This window comes from Streptomyces sp. B8-7, from assembly GCF_058833805.1.
On sequence record NZ_JBYRRL010000003.1, the window covers coordinates 731,743 to 751,938 of the forward strand.

The 20,196-nt window shown below is 75.1% G+C and carries 16 protein-coding genes and 2 pseudogenes; 12 read left to right on the forward strand and 6 right to left on the reverse strand.

What is annotated here, in order from left to right:
* The first annotated feature begins 128 nt into the window (after nucleotides 1-128).
* From AC5K6T_RS18355 to AC5K6T_RS18365, 3 genes are all read left to right on the forward strand, one after another.
* A complete protein-coding gene (locus tag AC5K6T_RS18355; RefSeq protein WP_493210346.1) occupies nucleotides 129-452 on the forward strand; it encodes a hypothetical protein in 324 nt (107 codons plus the stop codon).
* Between the two features lie 184 nt (nucleotides 453-636).
* Nucleotides 637-1,221, forward strand: a complete 585-nt coding sequence (locus AC5K6T_RS18360) for an ATP-binding protein (protein ID WP_493210348.1) — start codon at nucleotides 637-639, stop codon at nucleotides 1,219-1,221.
* Between the two features lie 251 nt (nucleotides 1,222-1,472).
* On the forward strand, nucleotides 1,473-1,661 hold the full coding sequence (locus tag AC5K6T_RS18365) for a DUF1272 domain-containing protein (RefSeq protein WP_493210350.1): 189 nt from the start codon (nucleotides 1,473-1,475) through the stop codon (nucleotides 1,659-1,661).
* A gap of 72 nt (nucleotides 1,662-1,733) precedes the next feature.
* Here the strand turns inward: AC5K6T_RS18365 and AC5K6T_RS18370 are convergent, their stop codons facing one another.
* Nucleotides 1,734-3,038: an ROK family protein gene (locus AC5K6T_RS18370; protein WP_493210352.1), complete on the reverse strand. Its 1,305-nt coding sequence runs from the start codon at nucleotides 3,036-3,038 to the stop codon at nucleotides 1,734-1,736.
* Between the two features lie 487 nt (nucleotides 3,039-3,525).
* Between AC5K6T_RS18370 and AC5K6T_RS18375 the strand changes: the two genes are divergently transcribed.
* The gene (locus AC5K6T_RS18375; protein WP_493210845.1) at nucleotides 3,526-4,659 is read left to right on the forward strand and encodes a methyltransferase; all 1,134 of its coding nucleotides are present in this window, start codon (nucleotides 3,526-3,528) and stop codon (nucleotides 4,657-4,659) included.
* Between the two features lie 198 nt (nucleotides 4,660-4,857).
* On the opposite strand, the gene AC5K6T_RS18380 is transcribed toward AC5K6T_RS18375, so the two are convergent.
* Nucleotides 4,858-5,751: a class II fructose-bisphosphate aldolase gene (locus tag AC5K6T_RS18380; protein WP_493210354.1), complete on the reverse strand. Its 894-nt coding sequence runs from the start codon at nucleotides 5,749-5,751 to the stop codon at nucleotides 4,858-4,860.
* Nucleotides 5,752-5,922: 171 nt separating this feature from the next.
* Entirely contained in the window at nucleotides 5,923-6,804 is an 882-nt protein-coding gene (locus AC5K6T_RS18385) for an SIS domain-containing protein (protein ID WP_493210355.1), read from the reverse strand.
* Nucleotides 6,805-6,977: 173 nt separating this feature from the next.
* On the opposite strand from AC5K6T_RS18385, the gene AC5K6T_RS18390 reads away from it, so the two are divergent.
* The 4 genes from AC5K6T_RS18390 to AC5K6T_RS18405 all read left to right on the forward strand — a co-directional run bounded on the left by AC5K6T_RS18390 (nucleotide 6,978) and on the right by AC5K6T_RS18405 (nucleotide 12,537).
* Nucleotides 6,978-7,757, forward strand: coding sequence for a DeoR/GlpR family DNA-binding transcription regulator (locus tag AC5K6T_RS18390; protein WP_493210846.1), 780 nt, complete (start codon nucleotides 6,978-6,980; stop codon nucleotides 7,755-7,757).
* 205 nt (nucleotides 7,758-7,962) lie between these two features.
* Nucleotides 7,963-9,846, forward strand: a complete 1,884-nt coding sequence (locus tag AC5K6T_RS18395) for a glycoside hydrolase family 15 protein (RefSeq protein WP_493210356.1) — start codon at nucleotides 7,963-7,965, stop codon at nucleotides 9,844-9,846.
* 32 nt (nucleotides 9,847-9,878) lie between these two features.
* Nucleotides 9,879-11,477, forward strand: a complete 1,599-nt coding sequence (locus AC5K6T_RS18400) for an amidohydrolase (protein ID WP_493210358.1) — start codon at nucleotides 9,879-9,881, stop codon at nucleotides 11,475-11,477.
* Nucleotides 11,478-11,802: 325 nt separating this feature from the next.
* Nucleotides 11,803-12,537, forward strand: coding sequence for a maleylpyruvate isomerase family mycothiol-dependent enzyme (locus AC5K6T_RS18405; RefSeq protein WP_493210360.1), 735 nt, complete (start codon nucleotides 11,803-11,805; stop codon nucleotides 12,535-12,537).
* Between the two features lie 196 nt (nucleotides 12,538-12,733).
* Here AC5K6T_RS18405 and AC5K6T_RS18410 read toward each other — a convergent pair.
* A pseudogene (locus tag AC5K6T_RS18410) lies at nucleotides 12,734-13,099 on the reverse strand (MarR family winged helix-turn-helix transcriptional regulator); the annotation flags it as partial.
* An 86-nt stretch (nucleotides 13,100-13,185) separates the two neighbouring features.
* Here AC5K6T_RS18410 and AC5K6T_RS18415 point away from each other — a divergent pair.
* Nucleotides 13,186-14,676, forward strand: coding sequence for an MFS transporter (locus AC5K6T_RS18415; protein ID WP_493210362.1), 1,491 nt, complete (start codon nucleotides 13,186-13,188; stop codon nucleotides 14,674-14,676).
* A gap of 75 nt (nucleotides 14,677-14,751) precedes the next feature.
* Nucleotides 14,752-14,988: pseudogene (locus AC5K6T_RS18420) on the forward strand (DUF6332 family protein); the annotation flags it as partial.
* A 128-nt stretch (nucleotides 14,989-15,116) separates the two neighbouring features.
* Here AC5K6T_RS18420 and AC5K6T_RS18425 read toward each other — a convergent pair.
* On the reverse strand, nucleotides 15,117-15,845 hold the full coding sequence (locus tag AC5K6T_RS18425) for a TetR/AcrR family transcriptional regulator (protein ID WP_493210363.1): 729 nt from the start codon (nucleotides 15,843-15,845) through the stop codon (nucleotides 15,117-15,119).
* A 368-nt stretch (nucleotides 15,846-16,213) separates the two neighbouring features.
* On the opposite strand from AC5K6T_RS18425, the gene AC5K6T_RS18430 reads away from it, so the two are divergent.
* Nucleotides 16,214-16,687 (forward strand): nitroreductase family deazaflavin-dependent oxidoreductase, encoded by a 474-nt coding sequence (locus AC5K6T_RS18430; RefSeq protein ID WP_493210365.1) that lies wholly within the window; start codon nucleotides 16,214-16,216, stop codon nucleotides 16,685-16,687.
* 334 nt (nucleotides 16,688-17,021) lie between these two features.
* Here the strand turns inward: AC5K6T_RS18430 and AC5K6T_RS18435 are convergent, their stop codons facing one another.
* Nucleotides 17,022-18,410: a geranylgeranyl reductase family protein gene (locus AC5K6T_RS18435; RefSeq protein WP_493210366.1), complete on the reverse strand. Its 1,389-nt coding sequence runs from the start codon at nucleotides 18,408-18,410 to the stop codon at nucleotides 17,022-17,024.
* A 288-nt stretch (nucleotides 18,411-18,698) separates the two neighbouring features.
* Here AC5K6T_RS18435 and AC5K6T_RS18440 point away from each other — a divergent pair, with 288 nt between their 5' ends.
* Entirely contained in the window at nucleotides 18,699-20,054 is a 1,356-nt protein-coding gene (locus tag AC5K6T_RS18440; RefSeq protein WP_493210368.1) for a dipeptidase, read from the forward strand.
* Nucleotides 20,055-20,196: the final 142 nt, after the last annotated feature.

The following is a 20,196-nucleotide window of genomic DNA, read 5'->3' on the forward strand; positions in this document are numbered from 1 at the left end:
AGACTGCACCGCGCGGGGTAGCCGAGGGGTGTCCCCGGTGCTGTCGACAGGGGATCACGGCGTGCGGCGCCGCAGGCCCGGCCGGGGCCTCGGACGCGTCACGCCGGCGCGACGAGGGGCAGGACGGCATGGCGGAACCGGAGTTCACGGCCACGGGCGTGCGCATCGGGAAGGGCCTGCGCTCACTGACCCGGGCCGGTCGGGTCCGGATCAGCGGCGGCAGGCTGGAGCTGCTGACCAGCTACGGCAGTGAGATCGACAGCGCGCCGCTGGCATCGGTCCGGGCGTCGAGGCCGTGGTTCGGGTCCGGGGACCGGGCCGTGGCGGATCTGGCCGGAAAGCGGTACGTGCTGACGCTGGGCGACCACGATCCGGCGCCGGGCGAGCCGGGGCCCCCGGCCGCGGGCCGCTTCCTGGAGGCCGTACGGAAGGCTGCGGGGCGTAACCGCTGACGCACGGCGAGTTGCGGCCCGGCACCCCTTGCGCCACTCTGGTCTCACGTCACTCTGGGTCTACCGGCGACAACGCTGTGAACCAGCCCGCCGGGAACGACAGCAGGCGGCCGTCTCGACTCGGACTCCTGCTGGATCCGAACTCCGTGTTCTTCCGGACCTTCAACGTCGGGGAGTCGCAGCCGTGATCAGTCACCCAAGCAGACACTGCACGGTGGAGCTCCAAGCCCTGCCGTCGCGGATCGGCCAGGTCCGCAGAATCCTTTCTGCGCAGTTGCGCTACTGGCACCTCGATCCACTGATAGACCGGGCGGCGCTCGGTGTGACGGAGCTGCTCAGCAACGTCCACCGGCATGCCCGGCCCGACAAGACGTGCACCGTCGAGATCGAGCTGCTGCTCGACCGCCTGACGGTGTCGGTGCACGACCACGATCCCCGTCTGCCGGAGATGGAGGCGGCCGACCCGCTGGCGACCTGCGGGCGCGGGCTCGCGATGGTGGCCGCGGTCAGCGAGAGCTGGGGGGCACGCCCGGACGGCGAGCACGGCAAGGTCGTCTGGTTCAGCCTGCCGATGCCCGCCACCGCCGGGGCGAGGAGCCGGGCCGCGCGTCCGCCGCTGCCCGTGACCGACGGAGAGCCGGTGCACGCTCTCCCCGCCGTCGGGTCCGCCGTCGAGCCGGCCGTGCTCCCCGAGGTCGCCCCCGTGGCCGTCACGGCCGACGCGCTGCGGCCCGACCACGCTCCCGCCCGGTCCGCCGTTGCCGGCTGACCGGGCGGTGAGGGGGTCCCCGGGCACCCGCCGGACCTCCCGGCGCGGTCGTCCGCGGCATGCCGGCGTCCTCCGTACGGACCCTGAGGCCCTGCCCGGCGGTGCGCGGCCCTGCCCGCCCCGGCAGGCCGACGCCGCCCGCCCGCCGGGGCGCCCGTGCCGCGGGTGTGTGCGTACCGCGGGTGTGTCCGGGGCGGGGAGTACGACAGGATGAGGCCGGCACCCGGACGTCGGAGGCGAGGAGGCGGGCCATGGCCCTGGAGATGCGCGAGCGCTGCGAGCGGTGCGGGACGGCCGAGCTGCCCGTCGACGCGGCCGCCCGGATCTGTTCCTACGAGTGCACGTTCTGCGTGCCGTGCACCGACGCGATGGACGGGGTGTGCCCCAACTGCGGTGGAGAGCTGGTCGCCAGGCCGCGCCGGACCGCCTCCGGAACCTGACAGGACGCCAGGAAGAGCCGCCGCGGCGGGAGTCGGCGCGGCGGGAGTCGGCGCGGCGGCGGCCGCCGGGGGTCAGGTCGCGGTCAGCGCGCCCAGCGGGTCGTCGAGCACCGGCTGCCAGGCCAGTTCCGCCGCGCCGACCAGGCTGTTGTGGTCGAGGGAGCAGGCCAGGATGGGCACACCGCCGCTGCGGCCCCACAGGCAGCGGTCGGCGACCACGGCCCGCAGCCGGTCCGGGTCGGCGTCCAGCAGCGTGCGGTGCAGGCCGCCGAGGATGATCCGGTCCGGGTTGAGGATGTTCACCAGGCCCGCGAGGCCCAGTCCCAGCCGGTCGATGAGGGCCTCGGCCGCGGCCCGCACCGCGGGGTCCGCGTACTCCCGGCGGAGCAGGTCGTTGGCCTGCTGGAGCAGCGACACCTCCGGGCCCGGCACCCTCCCGGCCGCGGTGAGCAGGGCCAGCGGGTCCGCCTCCACGTCCAGGCAGCCACGGCCGCCGCAGTAGCAGGGCCGGCCCTCGGGGCTGACGGTGAGGTGGCCGACCTCCAGCGCGAGTCCGGCGCTGCCCGTGTGCAGCCGGCCGTCCAGCACCAGCGCGCCCCCGACCCCGCGGTGTCCGGTGGCCACGCACAGCAGGTCCCGGGCACCCCGCCCGGCTCCGTGCCGGTGCTCGGCCAGCGCGGCGAGGTTGACATCGTTGGCGGCGAAGGCGGGACCCCCGATCCCGGCCGCGCGGACGCACGCGGCGAACGTCTCCCGCACCGGCGCACCCGCCGGCCAGGCCAGGTGCAGCGGGTTGAGGGCCAGGCCCTCCGGTTCGGTGACCGCCGCCGGCACGGCGAGGCCCGCACCCACACAGGTCCGTCCGGTCTCCCGGAGCAGCCGGGCGCCCGCGTCGACGACCGAGCCGATCACCTTCGCCGGATCCGCGTCGACGGTCTCGCATCCCGGCGCGGTGGCGACGATCCGCCCGCCGAGGCCGACCAGCGCGGCCCGGTACCCGTCCGAGTGCACCTGCGCGGCGAGCGCGACCGGGCCGTCCCCGGCGACCTCCAGCCGGTGCGAGGGACGGCCCTGGGAACCCGCGGCGGCGGGCCGGGCGTCGACCCTGATCAGCCCGAGCGCCTCCAGTTCGGCGGCGACCGCACCGGCCGTGGCACGGGTCACGCCGAGTTCCGCGGTGAGGACGGCACGGGTGGGCGCCCGCCCGGTGTGCACGAGCTGCAAGGCGGGCCCGAGCGCGCCGCGCCCACGGTCCAGCCGCGTCCTCGACGCCGCCCCCGCCGCCCCCGCCGTCCCTGTGCTGCCCGTGGAACCCGTGGTACCCGTGGTGCCCGTGGTCCCTTCCCCCGTCGGCCGGGGATCAGCCTTGCCGCTCATGAGGGCGAGTCTCCCATGATCCGTATCGCCGGGTGATCCGCGTCCCGGGGTGATCCGGGCCATCGGGAGTCGCACGCCGCGCCCGGGGGCCGTCTCGGCCCCGGGGCGTCCGCCACCGCGCGGCTGCCACCTCACCGAGCCAGGCCGGAACGGGCTTCACGGACGGGCCCTCGCCGACGGTACGGGCGGGGACGTACGGGCGGGGACGTACGGGTACCGGTGCCGGACCGGGCGGACCTGCCGTGCGGTCATGCTGCCGCCGCCCGGGGCACGTACCGTGCGCGGCCCGGCGGGGCGGCGGGGCCCACGTCCGGCGGGCGGCGAGCAGCTCGCGCCGCCGGCCGGGGCGAGCCGGTCCGGCCGGCGGACCGCGCCCGGCGTCACCTCGACACGGTGGCGGGGGAACGGCCCGGCGTCCCTGTGCCCGTCCTCCCCCACCCGTGCTGAGCTGCGGCTCGGTTAGCCTGGACGCACCATGAACGACCGCATGACGACTCCGTGGGGCGAGTTCGCGCCGACCCGTTTCCCCGAGGACCCGCGCGACCGGCTGCGCGCCTGGGACGCCTCCGACGCGTATCTGCTGCGACACCTCGCCGAGAGCGGCGTCGACCTGTCCGGCACGGTCGTGGTGCTCGGCGACCGCTGGGGGGCACTGGTGACCGCGCTGGCGTCGCACCGGCCGGTGCAGATCACCGACTCCTGGCTGGGGCAGGAGGCGAGCCGGGCGAACCTGGCGCGGGCCGGGGCCGAGCCGGGCACCGTGCAGCTGCTCACCACCCAGGACGCCCCGCCGGAGCGGATCGACGTGCTGCTGGTGCGGGTGCCCAAGAGCCTTGCGCTGCTGGAGGACCAGCTGCAGCGGCTGGCACCCGGCGTGCACGAGGGCACGGTCGTCGTCGGGACCGGCATGGTCAGGGAGATCCACACCTCCACGCTCCGGCTCTTCGAGCGGATCCTCGGCCCGACCCGGACCTCGCTCGCGGAGCAGAAGGCACGGCTGATCTTCTGCACCCCGGACGTCGCGCTGGAGCGCCCCGCGAACCCGTGGCCGTACCGGTACGCGCTGCCGGAGGGGGTCGGGCCGGTGTCGGGGCGTACGGTGGTCAACCACGCGGGCGTCTTCTGCGCCGATCGCCTCGACATCGGTACGCGCTTCTTCCTCGGCAGGCTGCCCGGCACCCGCGGCGCGCTGCGCGTGGTGGACCTCGGCTGCGGCAACGGCGTCGTCGGTACGGCGGTGGCACTGGCCAACCCGGACGCCGAAGTGCTGTTCACGGACGAGTCGTTCCAGGCGGTGGCCTCCGCCGAGGCGACGTACCGGGCGAACGGGGTGCCGGGACACGCCGAGTTCCGGGTCGGGGACGGGCTGAGCGGTGTGGCGCCGGGCAGCGTCGACCTGGTGCTGAACAACCCGCCGTTCCACTCCCACCGGGCGACGACGGACGCCACGGCCTGGCGGATGTTCACGGGCGCCCGGCAGGTGCTGCGGCCCGGCGGGGAGCTGTGGGTGATCGGCAACCGGCATCTGGGCTACCACCTCAGACTGCGCAAGGTGTTCGGCAACAGCGAACTCGTCGCGAGCGACCCGAAGTTCGTGGTGCTCAAGGCTGTCCGGCGGTAGCGCGGGCCGGGCCGTGCCCCGGGTCGGGTTCCGTCCTGGTCCATAGAGCCCGCCGGGTCCGTCGAGCCCGTCGGGTCCGTCGAGCCCGTCGGGTCCGTACGGCCCGTGTGGTCGGTGTGGTCGGTGTGGTCGGCTTCCGTCCGTGCCGTCGGTCGGATGCGCCGGGGCGGCCGGCCCGGACCGGCCCGCTACGTCACGTCACGTCACGTCCGCGGGGGCCGTCCCGTCGGGCCGCGGGGCCGAACCGCCCAGGACGCCGACGATGGCGGAGACCGCCGACGCCATGGCCTGACGGCCCACGCTGAGGTAGGTGCGGGAGTCCACCGCCTCGGGGTGCGCGGCGAGGAACTCCCGTATGGCGCCGGTCATCGCCGCGTTCAGAGCCGTACCGATGTTGACCTTGGTGATGCCGCCGGCGACGGCGGCGGTCAGTTCGGCGTCGGGGACCCCGGAGGAGCCGTGCAGCACCAGCGGCACCTCCAGCTCCGACGACAGGCGCCTGAGGAGGGCGTGGTCCAGGGCGGCGGTGCGGGTGGTCATGGCGTGCACACTGCCGATGGCGACGGCGAGGGCGTCCACGCCGGAGCCGGCGACGAACGCCCGCGCCTCGGCCGGGTCGGTCCGCGCGCCCGGCGCGTGCGCGTCCAGCGCGGGCCGTCCCGCCTTGCCGCGCACCTCCCCCAGCTCCGCCTCGATCCACAGGCCCCGGGCGTGCGCCCAGCTGGCCGCGGCCCGGGTGGCCGCGAGGTTCTCGGCGTACGGCAACCGCGCGGCGTCGTACATCACCGAGCTGAACCCCGCGTCCGCGGCCTGCCGGAGCAGGGTGTCGCTCTGGACGTGGTCCAGGTGCAGGGCGACCGGCACGGCGGCGCCCTCGGCGGCGGCCGCGGCGGCCCGGGCCAGCGGGAGCAGCCTTCCGTAGCGGAACCTGACGGCGTTCTCGCTGACCTGGAGCACGACCGGGGCGGCGGCGCTCTCCGCACCGGCGATCACGGCCTCGACGTGCTCCAGGGTGATGACGTTGAAGGCGGTGACGGCGCGACGGTCCGCCGCGGCGCGGGCGACGAGCTCTGCGGTGGTGGTGAGGGGCACGCGGACCTCCCTGGTGCTGGGGCTGGGGCTGGGGCTGGGACGGGCGGAGGGGTGGCCCCCGAGGGCGGAGACGGCGGGGGAGCCGGTCCCGGACCGGACACGGGACAGCGCGCCCGTCCGCGCCGCACGGCCCGGGAGACCCACGGTCGGGCGAGCGGGACGCGTCGTCCGTCAGGGGCTGAGGATCACCGAGCGGGTGAGGTGACGGGGGTTGTCCGGGTCCAGGCCGCGGGCGACGGCGACCGCGACGGCCAGGCGCTGGGCGCGGACGAGCTCGGCGAGCGGATCGAGCCCCCCGGCCAGCCACTGCCCTCCCGTGGCACGCACCTGATCGGCCAGCCCCTCGGGCGCCTCGCCGAACATCCAGGTGGCCGTGGTGGGCCCGGTGACGCTGATCGGGCCGTGCCGGTACTCCATGGCCGGGTACGCCTCGGCCCACGACAGCGACGCCTCCCGCATCTTCAGCGCGGCCTCGTTGGCCAGACCCACGGTCCAGCCCCGCCCGAGGAAGGTGAACTGGGCGCGCCCGGACAGCTCGTCGGGCAGGGGGTCGGCGAGGGCGGTGCGGGCGTCGGTGACGGCGGTCTCGCTGTGCAGCCCCGCGTGGGCGCGCAGCAGGGTGAGCGCGGTGGTGGCGAACCGGGTCTGCACGACCGAGCGTTCGTCGGCGTAGCCGAGGACGGCCACCTCGTCGGCGGCGGCCGTGACGGGAGCACGGGGGTCGGCGGTGACGGCGCTGGTGCGGACGCGGCCGCGCAGCGCGCCCAGCAGGTCGAGCACCTCGGTGGTGGTGCCGGAGCGGGTGAGGGCGACGACGCGGTCGTAGCGGCGCCCGTGGGGGAACTCGGAGGCGGCGAAGGCGTCCGTCTCGCCCTGGCCCGCGCTCTCGCGCAGCGCGGCGGCGGCCTGGGCCATGAACCAGGAGGTGCCGCAGCCGACGATCGCGACCCGCTCCCCCGGCTCCGGCAGCACGGCCCTGAACTCCGGTGCCTGGGCCGCGGCCCGGGCCCAGCACTCCGGCTGGCTGCGGAGCTCGTCCTCGACATGCGTCATGCCGTACCCCTCCCACGCGGTGGTCGACGGCCACCCCTGGATGATTGTTTCTGCAAGATATCGCGACCTTTCGAGCATCTTCAAGCATTCTGTCGGCACTCCCGCGGTCGAGGCGTGCGCTAGGGTCGCCGGGAACGCCCATGACCTCGGATTTCGGCCGGCTGGAGGTGCGGATGTCGCGCGACGCCCGCTGGAAGACGCTGCTGGAGCTGCTCGTCGAGCGGGGCCGGCTGGACGTCGAGGAGGCCGCCGCCGAACTCCGGGTGTCGGCCGCCACCATCCGCCGCGACTTCGACCAGCTCGCCGAGCAGCAGATGCTCGTCCGCACGCGGGGCGGCGCGGTCGTGCACGGGGTGTCGTACGAACTGCCGCTGCGTTACAAGACGGCCCGCCGCGCCTCGGAGAAGCAGCGCGTGGCCCGCGCGGTCGCCCATCTGGTCGCCCCCGGCGAGGCGGTCGGGCTGACCGGCGGCACGACCACCACCGAGGTGGCCCGTGCCCTGGCGGTGCGCGCCGACCTGGCCTCCGGCTCGCCCGCGCTGACGGTCGTCACCAACGCCCTGAACATCGCCAACGAGCTCGCCGTACGACCCCAGTTCAAGATCGTGGTGACGGGCGGGGTGGCACGGGCGCAGAGCTACGAGCTGACCGGCCCGCTCGCGGACGGTGTGCTCGGCCAGATCACCCTCGACGTGGCGGTGCTCGGCGTGGTCGCGTTCGACGCCGAGCACGGGGCCGCCGCGCACGACGAGGCCGAGGCCGCCGTCAACCGGCTGCTGTGCGAGCGCGCCGAGCGGGTGGTCGTCGCCGCCGACTCCAGCAAGCTGGGGCGCCGCGCCTTCGCCCGGATCTGCTCGGCCGACGCCGTCGACACGCTGGTCACCGACGCGGCGGCGGACCCGGCCGCGGTCCGGCGCTTCGAGGAGGCGGGAGTCACGGTACGGACCGTGTGACGGGCCGCCCGCGGCCCGCGGTCCGGCCCAGGGTCTCCCCGGAGCCCGGACCCTTCCCGGAGCCCGGGTGCCGGGCCCGGAGCCGGTGCCGGCCTGCCCGGGGCCCCGCGCGCTTCCCGGAGCAGGCGCGGGCTCGCCGGGGTGCCGCCGGAGGATCGCGCCTAAGCTGGTAGCCGCGCTCGCGCGCACCGGTGAGGAGGCTTCCATGGCCGGGACACCGAGGTTCGAGGGGGCCGGGGACTCCCGGTACCTGCCCATCTCCGAGCACGGCCTGATCGGTGACCTGCGCACGGTCGCCCTGGTGGGCACCGACGGCACCATCGACTGGTACTGCTGTCCGGCGTTCGACGCACCGAGCGTGTTCGCCTCGATCCTGGACGCCGACCGGGGCGGGCGCTTCGAGCTGACGGCGACCGTCCCGGCCCGCACCAAACAGTTCTACTTCCCCGACACCAACGTCCTGATCACCCGCTTCTTCACCGAGGAGGGGGTCGGCGAGGTGCAGGACTTCATGCCGGTCGGAGAGCAGCGGGCGGGCCCCGGGCGGTCCCCGGTCCTGGCCGGCGCCCCCGCCGGGACCGGGGAGGCCGAACGGCACCGGCTGATCCGGCGGGTGCTGTGCGTGCGCGGCACGGTCGCGTTCCGGGCGCGGGTGGCGCCCCGCTTCGACTACGGCGCCCTGCCGCACCGTCTGCACCTGGAGGAGGACGGAACAGCCGTCTTCGCCTCCGACCGGATCCGGCTGGCGCTGACGTCCACGCTGCCGCTGGAGGCCGACGGGGCGGACGTGCGCGCCGACTTCAAGATGTCGGAGGGAGAGGCGGCGGTGTTCGCCCTGGACCAGGTCGGCCACGGCCTGTCCGCGCGCGGCTGCGCCCACAGCGAGGCGGAACGCCAGTTCACCGCGACCGTGGCGTACTGGCGGCGCTGGCTCTCCCAGTCCCGCTACCGCGGCCGCTGGCGCGAGATGGTGCACCGGTCCGCCCTCACCCTGAAGCTGCTCACCTACGCCCCCACCGGCGCGATCGTCGCCGCGGCCACCACCAGCCTGCCCGAGCAGCCGGGCGGCGAACGCAACTGGGACTACCGGTACGTGTGGGTACGTGACGCGGCCTTCTGCGTCTACTCGCTGCTGCGGCTGGGCTTCTCCGACGAGGCCCAGGCGTTCATGGAGTTCGTCACCCGGCACATCACCCCGGGCGAGAGCCGCGCCTCCGGCCCGCTCCAGATCATGTACGGCATCGACGGGCGCACCGACCTGCCCGAGCGTGAACTCCCCCATCTGGAGGGCCACCGCGGCTCGGCGCCGGTCCGGGTCGGCAACGCCGCCGCCGACCAGCTCCAGCTCGACATCTACGGGGCGCTCATCGACTCGGTCTACCTCTACGACAAATGGGCCCGCCCCGTCTCCAGCGACCAGTGGGACGACGTGTGCGCCCTGGTGGACTGGGTGTGCGCGCACTGGGACCAGCCCGACGAGGGCGTCTGGGAGACGCGCGGCGGCCGCCGCAGGTTCCTGTACTCGCGCCTGATGTGCTGGGTCGCCGTCGAACGGGCCATCCGGATGGCCAACCGGCGCGGGCTGCCCGCCGACCTCAACCGCTGGCGGGAGGCCCGCGACGCGGTCTACCGGCGCATCATGCGCAACGGCTGGTCCGAGGCCCGCCGCGCGTTCGTGCAGCACGAGGACGGTGACGTGCTCGACGCGGCGGTGCTGATGATGCCGCTCGCCAAGTTCATCGCCCCGACCGACCCCAAGTGGCTGTCCACCCTGGACGCGCTCACCCACGACCTGGTCTCCGACTCGCTCGTGTACCGCTACGACCCGCAGGCCAGCCCCGACGGCCTGCGCGGCGACGAGGGGACGTTCTCCATCTGCTCCTTCTGGTACGTCGAGGCCCTGGTGCACGCCGGCCGGCTGGACGAGGCACGCCTGGCGTTCGAGAAGATGCTCACCTACGCCAACCATCTCGGCCTGTACGCCGAGGAGATCGGCCCGTCGGGTGAGCAGCAGGGCAACTTCCCGCAGGCGTTCACCCATCTGGCCCTGATCAGCGCCGCGTTCAACCTCGACCGTGCGCTCGGCTGAGTTCCCGGGCCGGGCCCGACCCGGAGACCGCCTTGACGCATCCCGACGCCCTGCCCGGCCGGCCCGCCGAACCCTCCACGGAGTTCACCCTGGCACGAGCCCGCCTCGGACCGGGCGGACCGCTCGCCCGGGTGCGCATCGCCGGCGGCCGGGTGGCCGCCGTCACCGACGACACCGACGTCACCGACAACACCGACAACACCGACAACACCGACGACGGAACCGGAGACGCCGGGGGGCGGGCGAGGCGCCGGGCCGACGGTGACCTCAGGAGGCCCGCCGGCCCGGTGCTCGACCTCGACGGCCGTACCGTACTGCCCGGTCTGTGGGACGCCCATGTGCACGCCGCGCAGTGGGCGAGCGTACGGCACCGGGTGGACCTGTCGGCCGCCGGCTCGGCGCACTCGGCCGCCGGCACCGTACGGCGGCACGCCGCGGGCAGGGCGGGCGGGGAGCCGCTCGTCGGGTACGGCTTCCGGGACGGACTGTGGCCCGACACGCCCCACAAGTCCCTGCTGGACGCGGTGTGTCCGGGGCGGCCGGTCGCCCTGGTCAGCGCCGACCTGCACGCGGCGTGGCTGAACTCGGCCGGGCTCGCGCTCGTCGGGCGGTCCGGGCACCCGACAGGGCTGCTGCGCGAGGGCGAGGCCTTCGCCGCGGTGGCCGCGCTGCCCGAGGTCCCCCCGGAGGTCCTCGACGGCTGGGTCGCCGAGGCCTGCCGTGACGCGGCGGCGCGGGGTGTCACGGGCGTGGTCGACTTCCACTTCGCGGACAACCTCACCGACTGGACCAGGCGGGCGGCGGCCGCACCGCTCGCGGTGCGGGTGGACGCGGCCGTGCACCCCGCCCACCTGGAGGCGGCGATCGGCCGCGGGCTGCGCACCGGTGACGTCCTGCCCGGCACCGACGGCCTGCTCCGGGCGGGCCCGCTGAAGCTGTTCACGGACGGGTCCCTCAACACCCGGACCGCGCTGTGCCGCGACCCGTACCCGGGCCTGGAGAACACGGTGGAGGCCTGCGGCATCCTGGAGACGCCGTACGAGGAACTGGTGCGGCTGATGCGGCGCGCCTGGGCGCACGGCATCGAGCCCGCCGTGCACGCCATCGGCGACCGCGCCAACACCCTGGCCCTGGACGCCTTCTCGGCCGTCGGATGCCCGGGGCGCATCGAGCACGCGCAGTTGCTGTCGGCGGCGGACGTGCCGCGGTTCGCGGAGCTCGGGGTGGTCGCCGGGGTGCAGCCCGCGCACGCCGTGGACGACCGGGACGTGGCCGACCGGCACTGGGCCGGGCGCACCGGGTGCGCCTTCGCCTACGCCGACCTGCTGTCCGGCGGGGCCAGGCTGGAGTTCGGTTCGGACGCCCCCGTGGCGCCGCTGGACCCCTGGCTGGGCATCGCGGCGGCGGTCGGCCGCACCGGCGACGGCCGTCCGGCGTGGCATCCGGAGCAGCGGGTGCCGTTGCCCGCGGCCCTGGCGGCGTCGGCGCGCGGGCGGCGCACCGTCGCGCCCGGCGACCCCGCCGACCTGGTGGTGCTGGACGCGGAGCCGACGGCCGACCCCGGCCTGCTGCGCGCCATGCCGGTGTACGCGACGCTGCTCGCGGGCCGCTTCACGCACGGCCCGTCCTGAGGACCCCCTCGGCGCGCCCGGCGGGGCGCGGCGGCGGCACCCGGCCCCGCCGGGGCCGGCCGGAGCGGGGTGTACGGGGCCCGGCCGGACGGCCGGACGCCTCGCCCGGCACCCGGCCCGGCACGGCGCGGCTCCGTATGCCGTATGCCGTATGCCGTATGCCCTCCGCCCTCCGCCCTCCGCCCGCCGCCCGCCGCCCCGGCGGGGCCGGATGCCGCCGCCGCCCCGCCCGCCGCCCGCGGACGATACGGCCGCCCAGCCCGCGGACCGCACCGGGCCGAGGGCCCCTTGACCTCCGGCCCGGCCCATGCGGCAGACTCCTGCCATGGAGATCGCCCGACACCTTGAGGCCCTCGACACGGCAGGCCGGCTCCTCGCGGAGTCCGCGCGCAAGGCCGGAGTCGACGCCGACGTGCCCACCTGCCCCGACTGGCGGGTACGCGACCTGCTGCGGCACACCGGAGCGGTGCACGTCTGGGCCGCCTCGTTCGTGCGCGAGCGGTCCACCGAGCCGCGCCCGTTCGGCGAAGCGCCCGACCTCGACGGCGACGAGCTGCTCGACTGGTACGCGGACAGCCACCGCCGGCTGGTCGCGGTCCTGGAGGACGCCCCGGACGACATCGAGTGCTGGACCTTCCACCCGGCCCCCTGCGCCTCCCCGCTGGCCTTCTGGGCCAGGCGGCAGGCACACGAGACGACCGTGCACCGCTTCGACGCCCAGAGCGCGCTCGGCATCGACCCCGACGGCGTCAGCCCCGACGTCGCCGCCGACGGCATCGACGAGCTGCTGCGGGGCTTCCACGCCCGCTCCCGCAGCCGCGTCCGCACCGACGAGCCGCGGGTGCTGCGGGTGCGGGCGCTGGACGCGGACGCGGTGTGGAGCGTGCGGCTGTCCGCCGGACCGCCGGTGACCACGCTCGGCGCGGACGGCCCTGCCGACGCCGAACTCGCGGGTCCGGCAAGTGAGTTGTACTTCGCGCTGTGGAACCGGACACCCGTCCCGCAGCTCACCGGCGATCCCAAGCTCGCCGCGCTGTGGCGCGAGCTGTCGAGGATCTGACCGCACCTCTGCGAATCGCCTCTGCGGCGGGTCAGCGCGGCTCCACCGCTTCCCGACCCGCCGCGCCGCCCTCCCCCGCCACGCCGCCCTCCCCTGCCGTGCCGGGCGCCCCGCCGGCCGGGGCGGGCCCGGCGGCGCGGACCCGTCCGGCCGCGTCGGTCCGGCCGTCACCCGGCGCCCGGGCCCCGGCGCCGCCGAGCACCCGCGCCAGCACCGCCCGCTGCACCGGCAGCGCCGCCCGGTGCAGCGCACGCCCCTTCGACGTGATCGCCACGCGCACGCCCCGCCGGTCCTCGGGGCACAGCCCCCGCTCGACGACACCGCAGCCCTCCAGGCGGGCGACCAGACGCGACAGCGCGCTCTGGCTCAGATGGACCCGCTCGGCGATCTCCTGGACGCGGCGGTCGCCCTCGTCCGCGAGCACGTCGATCACCTCGAAGTCACTGGCGCACAGGCCGAACCCGCCCAGAGCACGGTCGAGTTCGCACTGCGTGCGGGCGTGCAGCGCGAGGATGTCCCGCCAGCGGCCCGCCAGCGCCCGCCCAGCATCGTCGGCAGCCATCCGCGCACCGTAGCAGAGAACAGCCCTTAGTTGCACCGACATTAACTGCACTTGCATTGAATGCATATGCATGTACTGTCGTCGTCATGACCTCTCCGCTCACCACCCCCGCCGCCCGTCCGGCCGCGGACCGCTGGACACCCCGGCTGTGGGGCACGCTGCTGGTGCTGTGCGCCGCGATGTTCCTCGACGCCCTGGACGTGTCGATGGTCGGTGTCGCCCTGCCCTCCATCGGATCCGACCTGGGCCTGTCCACCGCGACCCTGCAATGGATCGTCAGCGGCTACATCCTCGGCTACGGCGGACTGCTCCTGCTCGGCGGACGGACCGCCGACCTCCTCGGCCGCCGCGAGGTGTTCCTCGTCGCGCTGGGCGTCTTCGCCCTCGCCTCGCTGCTCGGCGGTCTCGTCGACTCCGGCCCGCTGCTCGTCGCCAGCCGCTTCGTCAAGGGGCTGAGCGCCGCCTTCACCGCCCCGGCCGGCCTGTCGATCATCACCACCACGTTCGCCGAGGGCCCGCTGCGCAACCGCGCCCTGTCCATCTACACCACCTGCGCCGCCACCGGCTTCTCCATGGGCCTGGTGCTCTCCGGCCTGCTCACCGAGGCGAGTTGGCGTCTGACCATGCTGCTGCCCGCGCCCGTGGCCCTGCTCGCGCTGGCCGCCGGGCTGAAGCTGCTGCCGCGCACGGCCCGCGAACGCGACCACAACGGCTACGACGTGCCCGGCGCGGTCCTCGGCACCGCCGCCATGCTGCTGCTGGTCTTCACCGTCGTCCAGGCTCCCGAGGCAGGCTGGGGGTCGGCCCGCACCCTGCTGTCCTTCCTCGCCGTCGCCGCACTGCTGACCGCCTTCGTGGCCGTGGAACGGCGCTCCGCCGGCCCGCTGGTCCGGCTCGGTGTACTGCGCTCGGGGCGGCAGATCCGCGCCCAGCTCGGCGCCATGGCCTTCTTCGGCTCGTACGTCGGCTTCCAGTTCCTGGTCACGCTCTACATGCAGGCCCTGCTCGGCTGGTCCGCACTGCACACCGCGCTCGCCTTCCTGCCCGCGGGTGCCCTGGTGGCGCTCTCCTCGGCCAAGGTCGGCGCGCTCGTCGACCGGTTCGGCACCCAGCGGCTCATCGCCACCGGGTTCGCCCTGATGGTCCTCGGCTACGTGCTGTTCCTCGGCATCGACCTCGACCCGGTCTACGCCGTCGCGATCCTGCCCAGCATGCTGCTCATCGGCGCGGCCTGCGCGCTGGTCTTCCCCTCCCTCAACATCCAGGCCACCAACGGCGTCGAGGACCACGAACAGGGCATGGTGTCCGGCCTGCTCAACACCTCCGTGCAGGTCGGCGGTGCGGTCTTCCTCGCCGTGGTGACGGCCGTGGTCACCGCCGGCGCACCCGCCGACCCCACCCCGCAGGCCGTCCTCGACAGCTACCGCCCGGGGCTGACGGTGGTCGCCGGCATCGCGGCGCTCGGCCTGCTCACCGCCCTCACCGGACTGCGGGTACGACGCCCCGCGCACTCGCTCGTCGTCGCCAGGTCCACCACGAAGGAGGCGGACGCGGACCGCGTGGCGGTCCGCGACTGACCGGGGGCCGCCTCCCCGGGCGCCCGGCGGGGCGACCTGCCCCTCCGGGCGCCCGCCTGTTCGCATCCGGCCATGATGACGCACGGGGGGCGGCGTCCGCGTTCGCGGGCCGAACGGGACGCGCCGACCGTCGAGATCGGCTACGCACTGCTCAGCACCGCGTTCGCGGCCCTGGTGGTGTGTGGCGCGATCACCGGGCCGGTCCGGCTCCTCGACCTGCCGCATCCGCGGCTCCTCGACCTGTCGCATCCGCTGCGGACCCTGCTGCCGTACACGGGAGCGGTCGTCACACCCGTGCTCTCCACCGCCCGCGTGGTCGCGGTACCGCCCGCACCCGGCGGAGCAGGACATCGGCCGGCACCGGAGGCGGAGACCGTCGGCCGGCACGGGCAGGGAGGCCGGTGCCGGGCGCGGCAGGGCGGGCGCGGACCGCGGTGGGCTCAGGCGCTTCCGGCGGGGTTCCCGGAGGGTCCCTGCTGCGGGTACACCAGGCCGACCCCGTGCGCGAGCTGGGTCACGGCGTGCCGGAAGAACGGCCCACGCTCCTCGACGACCCGGGTGAACTGCCCGAACACCTCGAAGCCGACCAGCCCGTACAGCTGGGCCCAGGCCGCGACCAGGGCGGCGACCACCTCGGCGGGCAGGTCGGGCGCGAGGTCCGCCGCCATGCGCTCCGCCTCGGGCCGCAGCTCTGCGGGGAGCCTGGTCCGGGCCACACCGAGTCCGCGATGAGCGTCCCGGACGACGGCGACGAGGAGCAGACCCACCCGCGCGGCGGGCCGGACGGTCGTCTGCGGCGCGGCGTAGCCGGGCACCGGTGAGCCGTAGATGAGGGCGTACTCGTGCGGATGCGCGAGCGCCCAGCCGCGCACGGCCTCGCACACGACCGTCCAGCGGCGGACGGGGCTCGCGTCGGCCACCTCGGCGTGCGCGGACTCGGCCGCCTCGCCGAGCGAGTCGTAGGCGTCGATGATGAGCTCGGTGAGGAGGTCGTCGCGGCTGGGGAAGTACCGGTAGAGCGCCGACGACGCCATGCCGAGCTCGCGGGCGACGGCCCGCAGCGACAGTCTCGCGGCACCTTCCGCGGCGAGCTGGCTGCGCGCCTCGTCCTTGATGGCTGCGGTGACCTCGATCCGGGCGCGGGCGCGGGCTCCTTGTGCGGGCTTCATGGGGTGCAGTGTGCCACGCGGCGAGAGCAGTGCACGCATTCGAGAGCGGTGCACGCATTCGGGAGCGGTGCACGCACTTGTGAGCAGCGAACGCGCAGGTGGGCGACGGACGCACGCGTGAGCCTTGCACGCGCGCGAGGGCAGTGAGCTGCGCATGGGAGCAGCGCTTCCCTTCGAGAGCGGTGCTCCACGACGCGAGCACCGTTCGCCGCACGCGACACGACACGACACAAAGAGAGAGCAGTGCTCTCCATTCGGAGCACTGCTCTTGTTTTGGCCGCCGACTCCGTGCACACTGTTCTTGAGCGAGAGCAGTGCTCACAAACCGGAGCAGTGCTCCACCACATCGCAGCCCCGAGGGGATCCTCATGTCGACGTCCACGCCCTCCCCGTCGCCCGCGCCGTACTACCTGAAGGCCGGCCCCGTGGCCACCCGCCTCAACGGCGTCATCGGCTGGCTCGCCCGGCACGGCATCAGTCTCGCGGGGACGGCGGAGCTGTCGGTGAAGGGGCGCAAGAGCGGACGGATGCAGCGCATCCCGGTGAACCCGCACACCCATGACGGCGCCCGCTATCTCGTCTCGGCCCGCGGGCACTCCCAGTGGGTGCGCAACATGCGCGCGGCCGGCGGCGGCGAGCTGCGGGTGGGCCGCAAGGCGCGCGCGTTCACCGCGCAGGAGCTCCCCGACGCCGAGAAGCTCCCGATCCTGCGCTCCTACCTGGAGAAGTGGGGCTGGGAGGTCAACCAGTACTTCCAGGGCGTCACGGCGAAGTCCTCCGACGAGGAGATCCTGGCCTCCGCCGGAGACCACCCCGTGTTCCGGATCACCGTCGAGGGCTGACACCGGTCCGGTCCGGCGAGCCGCAGCGCGCCCGGGATCCGGCACGCCTGCGCGGCGCCGGGCCCGGGCATCCCGCCCCGTCGATCGGCCTGTTCACGACTGGGCCCCGGCGCTCGTCCCGGGTCGTGTTCCGACCGCAACGCCCGTCCGCCCGGAACGGGCGGGGCCCGGCGCGTGCGGAGCCGGGGTACCTCGCACGCCCTTGCGGCAGCGGGGGAGCATCGCAAGGCGGAGGACCGCCCGCGTACCGGGCGGACGCGGGCGGCCCCGACAACGAACACGGCAGGATGCCGTGCCAGGCGCCGCGGACCGGGCGGGACCCTCGCAGAACGCCCTAGCCCTGTCCCCCGGCGCTCCCGGCGCCCCCGGCGCCCTCGCTCCCCGCGTCGGCCCCGCCGCCGGCGCCGGTCCCCTCACCCGCACCGCTGCCGCCGACGCCGACCTCGGCACCCCGGCCCGCACGCGCTCCGCGGGCCCCGGTCCCGGCCCGGCCGGGACCGTCCGGCTGTGCGCCCTCCCACCGGTCCAGCACGGTCAGCAGCCGCTGCACCATCGGCCGGTCCCGCATCAGCTCGCCCAGGGTCGTGCTCCCGCGGGTGATGTCCGTGAACGCCCGCCACGCGGGGCGGAATCCGGTGAGCGCGGCGTGGAAGACGCCGGGGCGCCGCTCGAACGCGGTGAGCAGCCGCTTGCCGACGGCCATCTCGACACCGAGCCCGGCCTTGACGGCGAAGGCGTAGTTGAGGGCCTGGCGGCGGGTGTCGACGCCGTCGTGCGCCTCCGCGATCCGGACCGCCCACTCCCCCGCGAGCCGCCCGGAGCGCAGTGCGAAGGAGATGCCCTCACGGGTCCACGGCTCCAGCAGGCCCGCCGCGTCACCGCACACCAGGACCCGGCCCCGGGAGAGCGGGGAGTCGTCGGAGCGACAGCGCGTCAGGTGCCCGGAGGAGAGGGTGGGTTCGAAGCCAGCCAGGCCGAGCCGGCCGATGAAGTCCTCCAGATAGCGCTTGGTGGCGGCGCCCTCGCCGCGCGCGGAGATCACGCCGACCGTCAGGGTGTCGCCCTTGGGGAAGACCCAGCCGTAACTGCCGGGCATCGGGCCCCAGTCGAGCAGGATGCGGCCCTTCCAGTCCTCGGCGACCGTCTCCGGCACCGGGATCTCGGCCTCCAGACCGAGATCGACCTGGCCTAGCTTCACCCCGACGTGCGCTCCTATCCGGCCGGCACTGCCGTCGGCGCCGACCACGGCCCGCGCCAGGACCGTCTCGCCGTCCTGCAGGACGACCGCGACGGTGCGCCGGTCGGGCACCGCGGAGCCGTGCTGCTCGACCCGGGACACCGCGACACCGGTGCGCAGTTCGGCGCCCGCCTTCTGCGCGTGCTCGACGAGCTGCCGGTCGAAGTCGGACCGGTTCACCAGCCCGAACAGCATGTGCCGGGAACGGCGGGTGCGGCCGAAGCGGCCGTGGTGGGTGAACGTCACGGCGTGCACCCGGTCGCGCAGAGGGAGGTCGAAGCCGGGGGGCAGGGCGTCCCGGGAAGGGCCGATGATGCCGCCGCCACACGTCTTGTACCGGGGCAGTTCGGCTTTCTCCAGCAACAGCACACGCCGTCCGGCGACCGCCGCCGCGTAGGCGGCGGAGGCCCCCGCGGGTCCCGCGCCCACCACGACGACGTCCCACGCCTGCCGCTCGTCGTCCGCCGAAGAGTTCTCGCTGCTCACGATGGTCTACTGCTCCCGGTCCAGCCGCCTGCCGCATCTGTCCCCCGCATCCTACGGCGGGCCCCCGCGTCTTCCCGATCATGCCGGTGCCGCCGTACGGGCACCGCCTGTCCCCTGCCCAGCCGGCCCGCCCTCACACCCCCGCCCCCGGACCTGCGTCCGGCCCGTCTCCCGGGGCGGCCCCCCGGGCCTGCGGCCTGATCCATGCGCCGGAATCCGGCCGGGACCCCCTGTGGGAAAATCGCGCCACCCAAGTCGTCCAACGTCGCACCTACGAGGAGCGTGCCCATGTCGTCGAACCCGGTCGCCGAGACCGTCGCCGCACTGATGCCCAGGGCCAGGACGGAACTCGCCGAGCTGGTGGCCTTCAGGTCGGTGGCGGACTTCGACCAGTTCCCGAAGAGCGAGAGCGAGGGCGCCGCACGCTGGGTCGCCGACGCGCTCGGCGCCGAGGGCTTCGAGGACGTCGCCCTGCTGGACACCCCGGACGGCACCCAGTCGGTGTACGGCTTCCTGCCGGGCCCCGAGGGCGCCCGGACGGTTCTGCTCTACGCGCACTACGACGTGCAGCCGCCGCTGGACGAAGCGGGCTGGACGACGCCGCCGTTCGAGCTGACCGAACGCGACGGACGCTGGTACGGGCGCGGCGCCGCCGACTGCAAGGGCGGCGTGGTGATGCACCTGCTGGCGCTGCGGGCGCTGAAGGCGAACGGCGGCATACCGGTGCACGTGAAGTTCATCGCCGAGGGTTCGGAGGAGATGGGCACCGGTGGCCTCCAGCAGTACGCCGAGGCGCATCCGGAACTGCTGACCGCCGACACCATCGTCATCGGCGACGCGGGCAACTTCCGGGTGGGCCTGCCCACCGTGACCACCACGCTGCGCGGCATGACGACGCTGCGGGTGCAGGTCGACACGCTCCAGGGGAACCTGCACTCGGGGCAGTTCGGCGGCGCCGCACCGGACGCCCTGGCCGCGCTGATCCGCGTGCTGGACTCGCTGCGCGCCGAGGACGGGACCACCACCGTGGACGGGCTCGGCCAGGGAACGCCGTGGGAGGGGCTGGCCTACGACGCGGAGCAGTTCCGGGCGGACGCCAAGGTGCTGGACGGGGTCGGGCTGATCGGTTCCGGCTCGGTCGCCGACCGCATCTGGGCGCGGCCGTCGGCGACCGTGCTCGGCATCGACTGCCCGCCGGTGGTGGGCGCGACGCCGTCGGTGCAGGCGAGCGCCCGGGCGCTGATCGGCCTGCGGGTGCCGCCGGGGGCCGACGCGCTCGAGGCGACGAAGCTGCTGGAGGCACACCTGGAGGCCCACACGCCGTGGGGGGCCCGGGTGACGACGGAGCGGATCGGACAGGGTCAGCCGTTCCGGGCGGACACCTCCAGCCCGGCGTACCGGGCGATGGCCGACGCGATGGCGGTCGCCTATCCGGGTGAGGACATGCAGTACGCCGGCCAGGGCGGCTCGATCCCGCTCTGCAACACCCTCTCCTCGCTGTATCCGGAGGCGGAGATCCTGCTCATCGGCCTCAGCGAGCCGGAGGCGCAGATCCACGCGGTGAACGAGAGCGTGTCGCCGCAGGAGCTGGAGCGCCTGTCGGTGGCGGAGGCGCTGTTCCTGCGGAACTACGCCGCGAGCTGACATCCTCCGGATGCGCGGGGCTCCGCCCCGGCGGGGCCCCGCGCATCACCGTCCACGGCCGGCGCCGCCGGGCGTGTCCGCCTCGCCCGGTACACCCGCCCCGCCCGCCCCGCCCGGCGCGGACGGTCGCGCGGCCCGGTGT

Coding starts and splice junctions, on each gene's coding strand:
- AC5K6T_RS18355 (WP_493210346.1), top strand. CDS start 129: ATGGCGGAACCGGAGTTCACGGCCACGGGCGTGCGCATCGGGAAGGGC.
- AC5K6T_RS18365 (WP_493210350.1), top strand. CDS start 1,473: ATGGCCCTGGAGATGCGCGAGCGCTGCGAGCGGTGCGGGACGGCCGAG.
- AC5K6T_RS18370 (WP_493210352.1), bottom strand. CDS start 3,038: ATGAGCGGCAAGGCTGATCCCCGGCCGACGGGGGAAGGGACCACGGGC.
- AC5K6T_RS18375 (WP_493210845.1), top strand. CDS start 3,526: ATGACGACTCCGTGGGGCGAGTTCGCGCCGACCCGTTTCCCCGAGGAC.
- AC5K6T_RS18385 (WP_493210355.1), bottom strand. CDS start 6,804: ATGACGCATGTCGAGGACGAGCTCCGCAGCCAGCCGGAGTGCTGGGCC.
- AC5K6T_RS18390 (WP_493210846.1), top strand. CDS start 6,978: ATGTCGCGCGACGCCCGCTGGAAGACGCTGCTGGAGCTGCTCGTCGAG.
- AC5K6T_RS18395 (WP_493210356.1), top strand. CDS start 7,963: ATGGCCGGGACACCGAGGTTCGAGGGGGCCGGGGACTCCCGGTACCTG.
- AC5K6T_RS18405 (WP_493210360.1), top strand. CDS start 11,803: ATGGAGATCGCCCGACACCTTGAGGCCCTCGACACGGCAGGCCGGCTC.
- AC5K6T_RS18415 (WP_493210362.1), top strand. CDS start 13,186: ATGACCTCTCCGCTCACCACCCCCGCCGCCCGTCCGGCCGCGGACCGC.
- AC5K6T_RS18425 (WP_493210363.1), bottom strand. CDS start 15,845: ATGAAGCCCGCACAAGGAGCCCGCGCCCGCGCCCGGATCGAGGTCACC.
- AC5K6T_RS18430 (WP_493210365.1), top strand. CDS start 16,214: ATGTCGACGTCCACGCCCTCCCCGTCGCCCGCGCCGTACTACCTGAAG.
- AC5K6T_RS18440 (WP_493210368.1), top strand. CDS start 18,699: ATGTCGTCGAACCCGGTCGCCGAGACCGTCGCCGCACTGATGCCCAGG.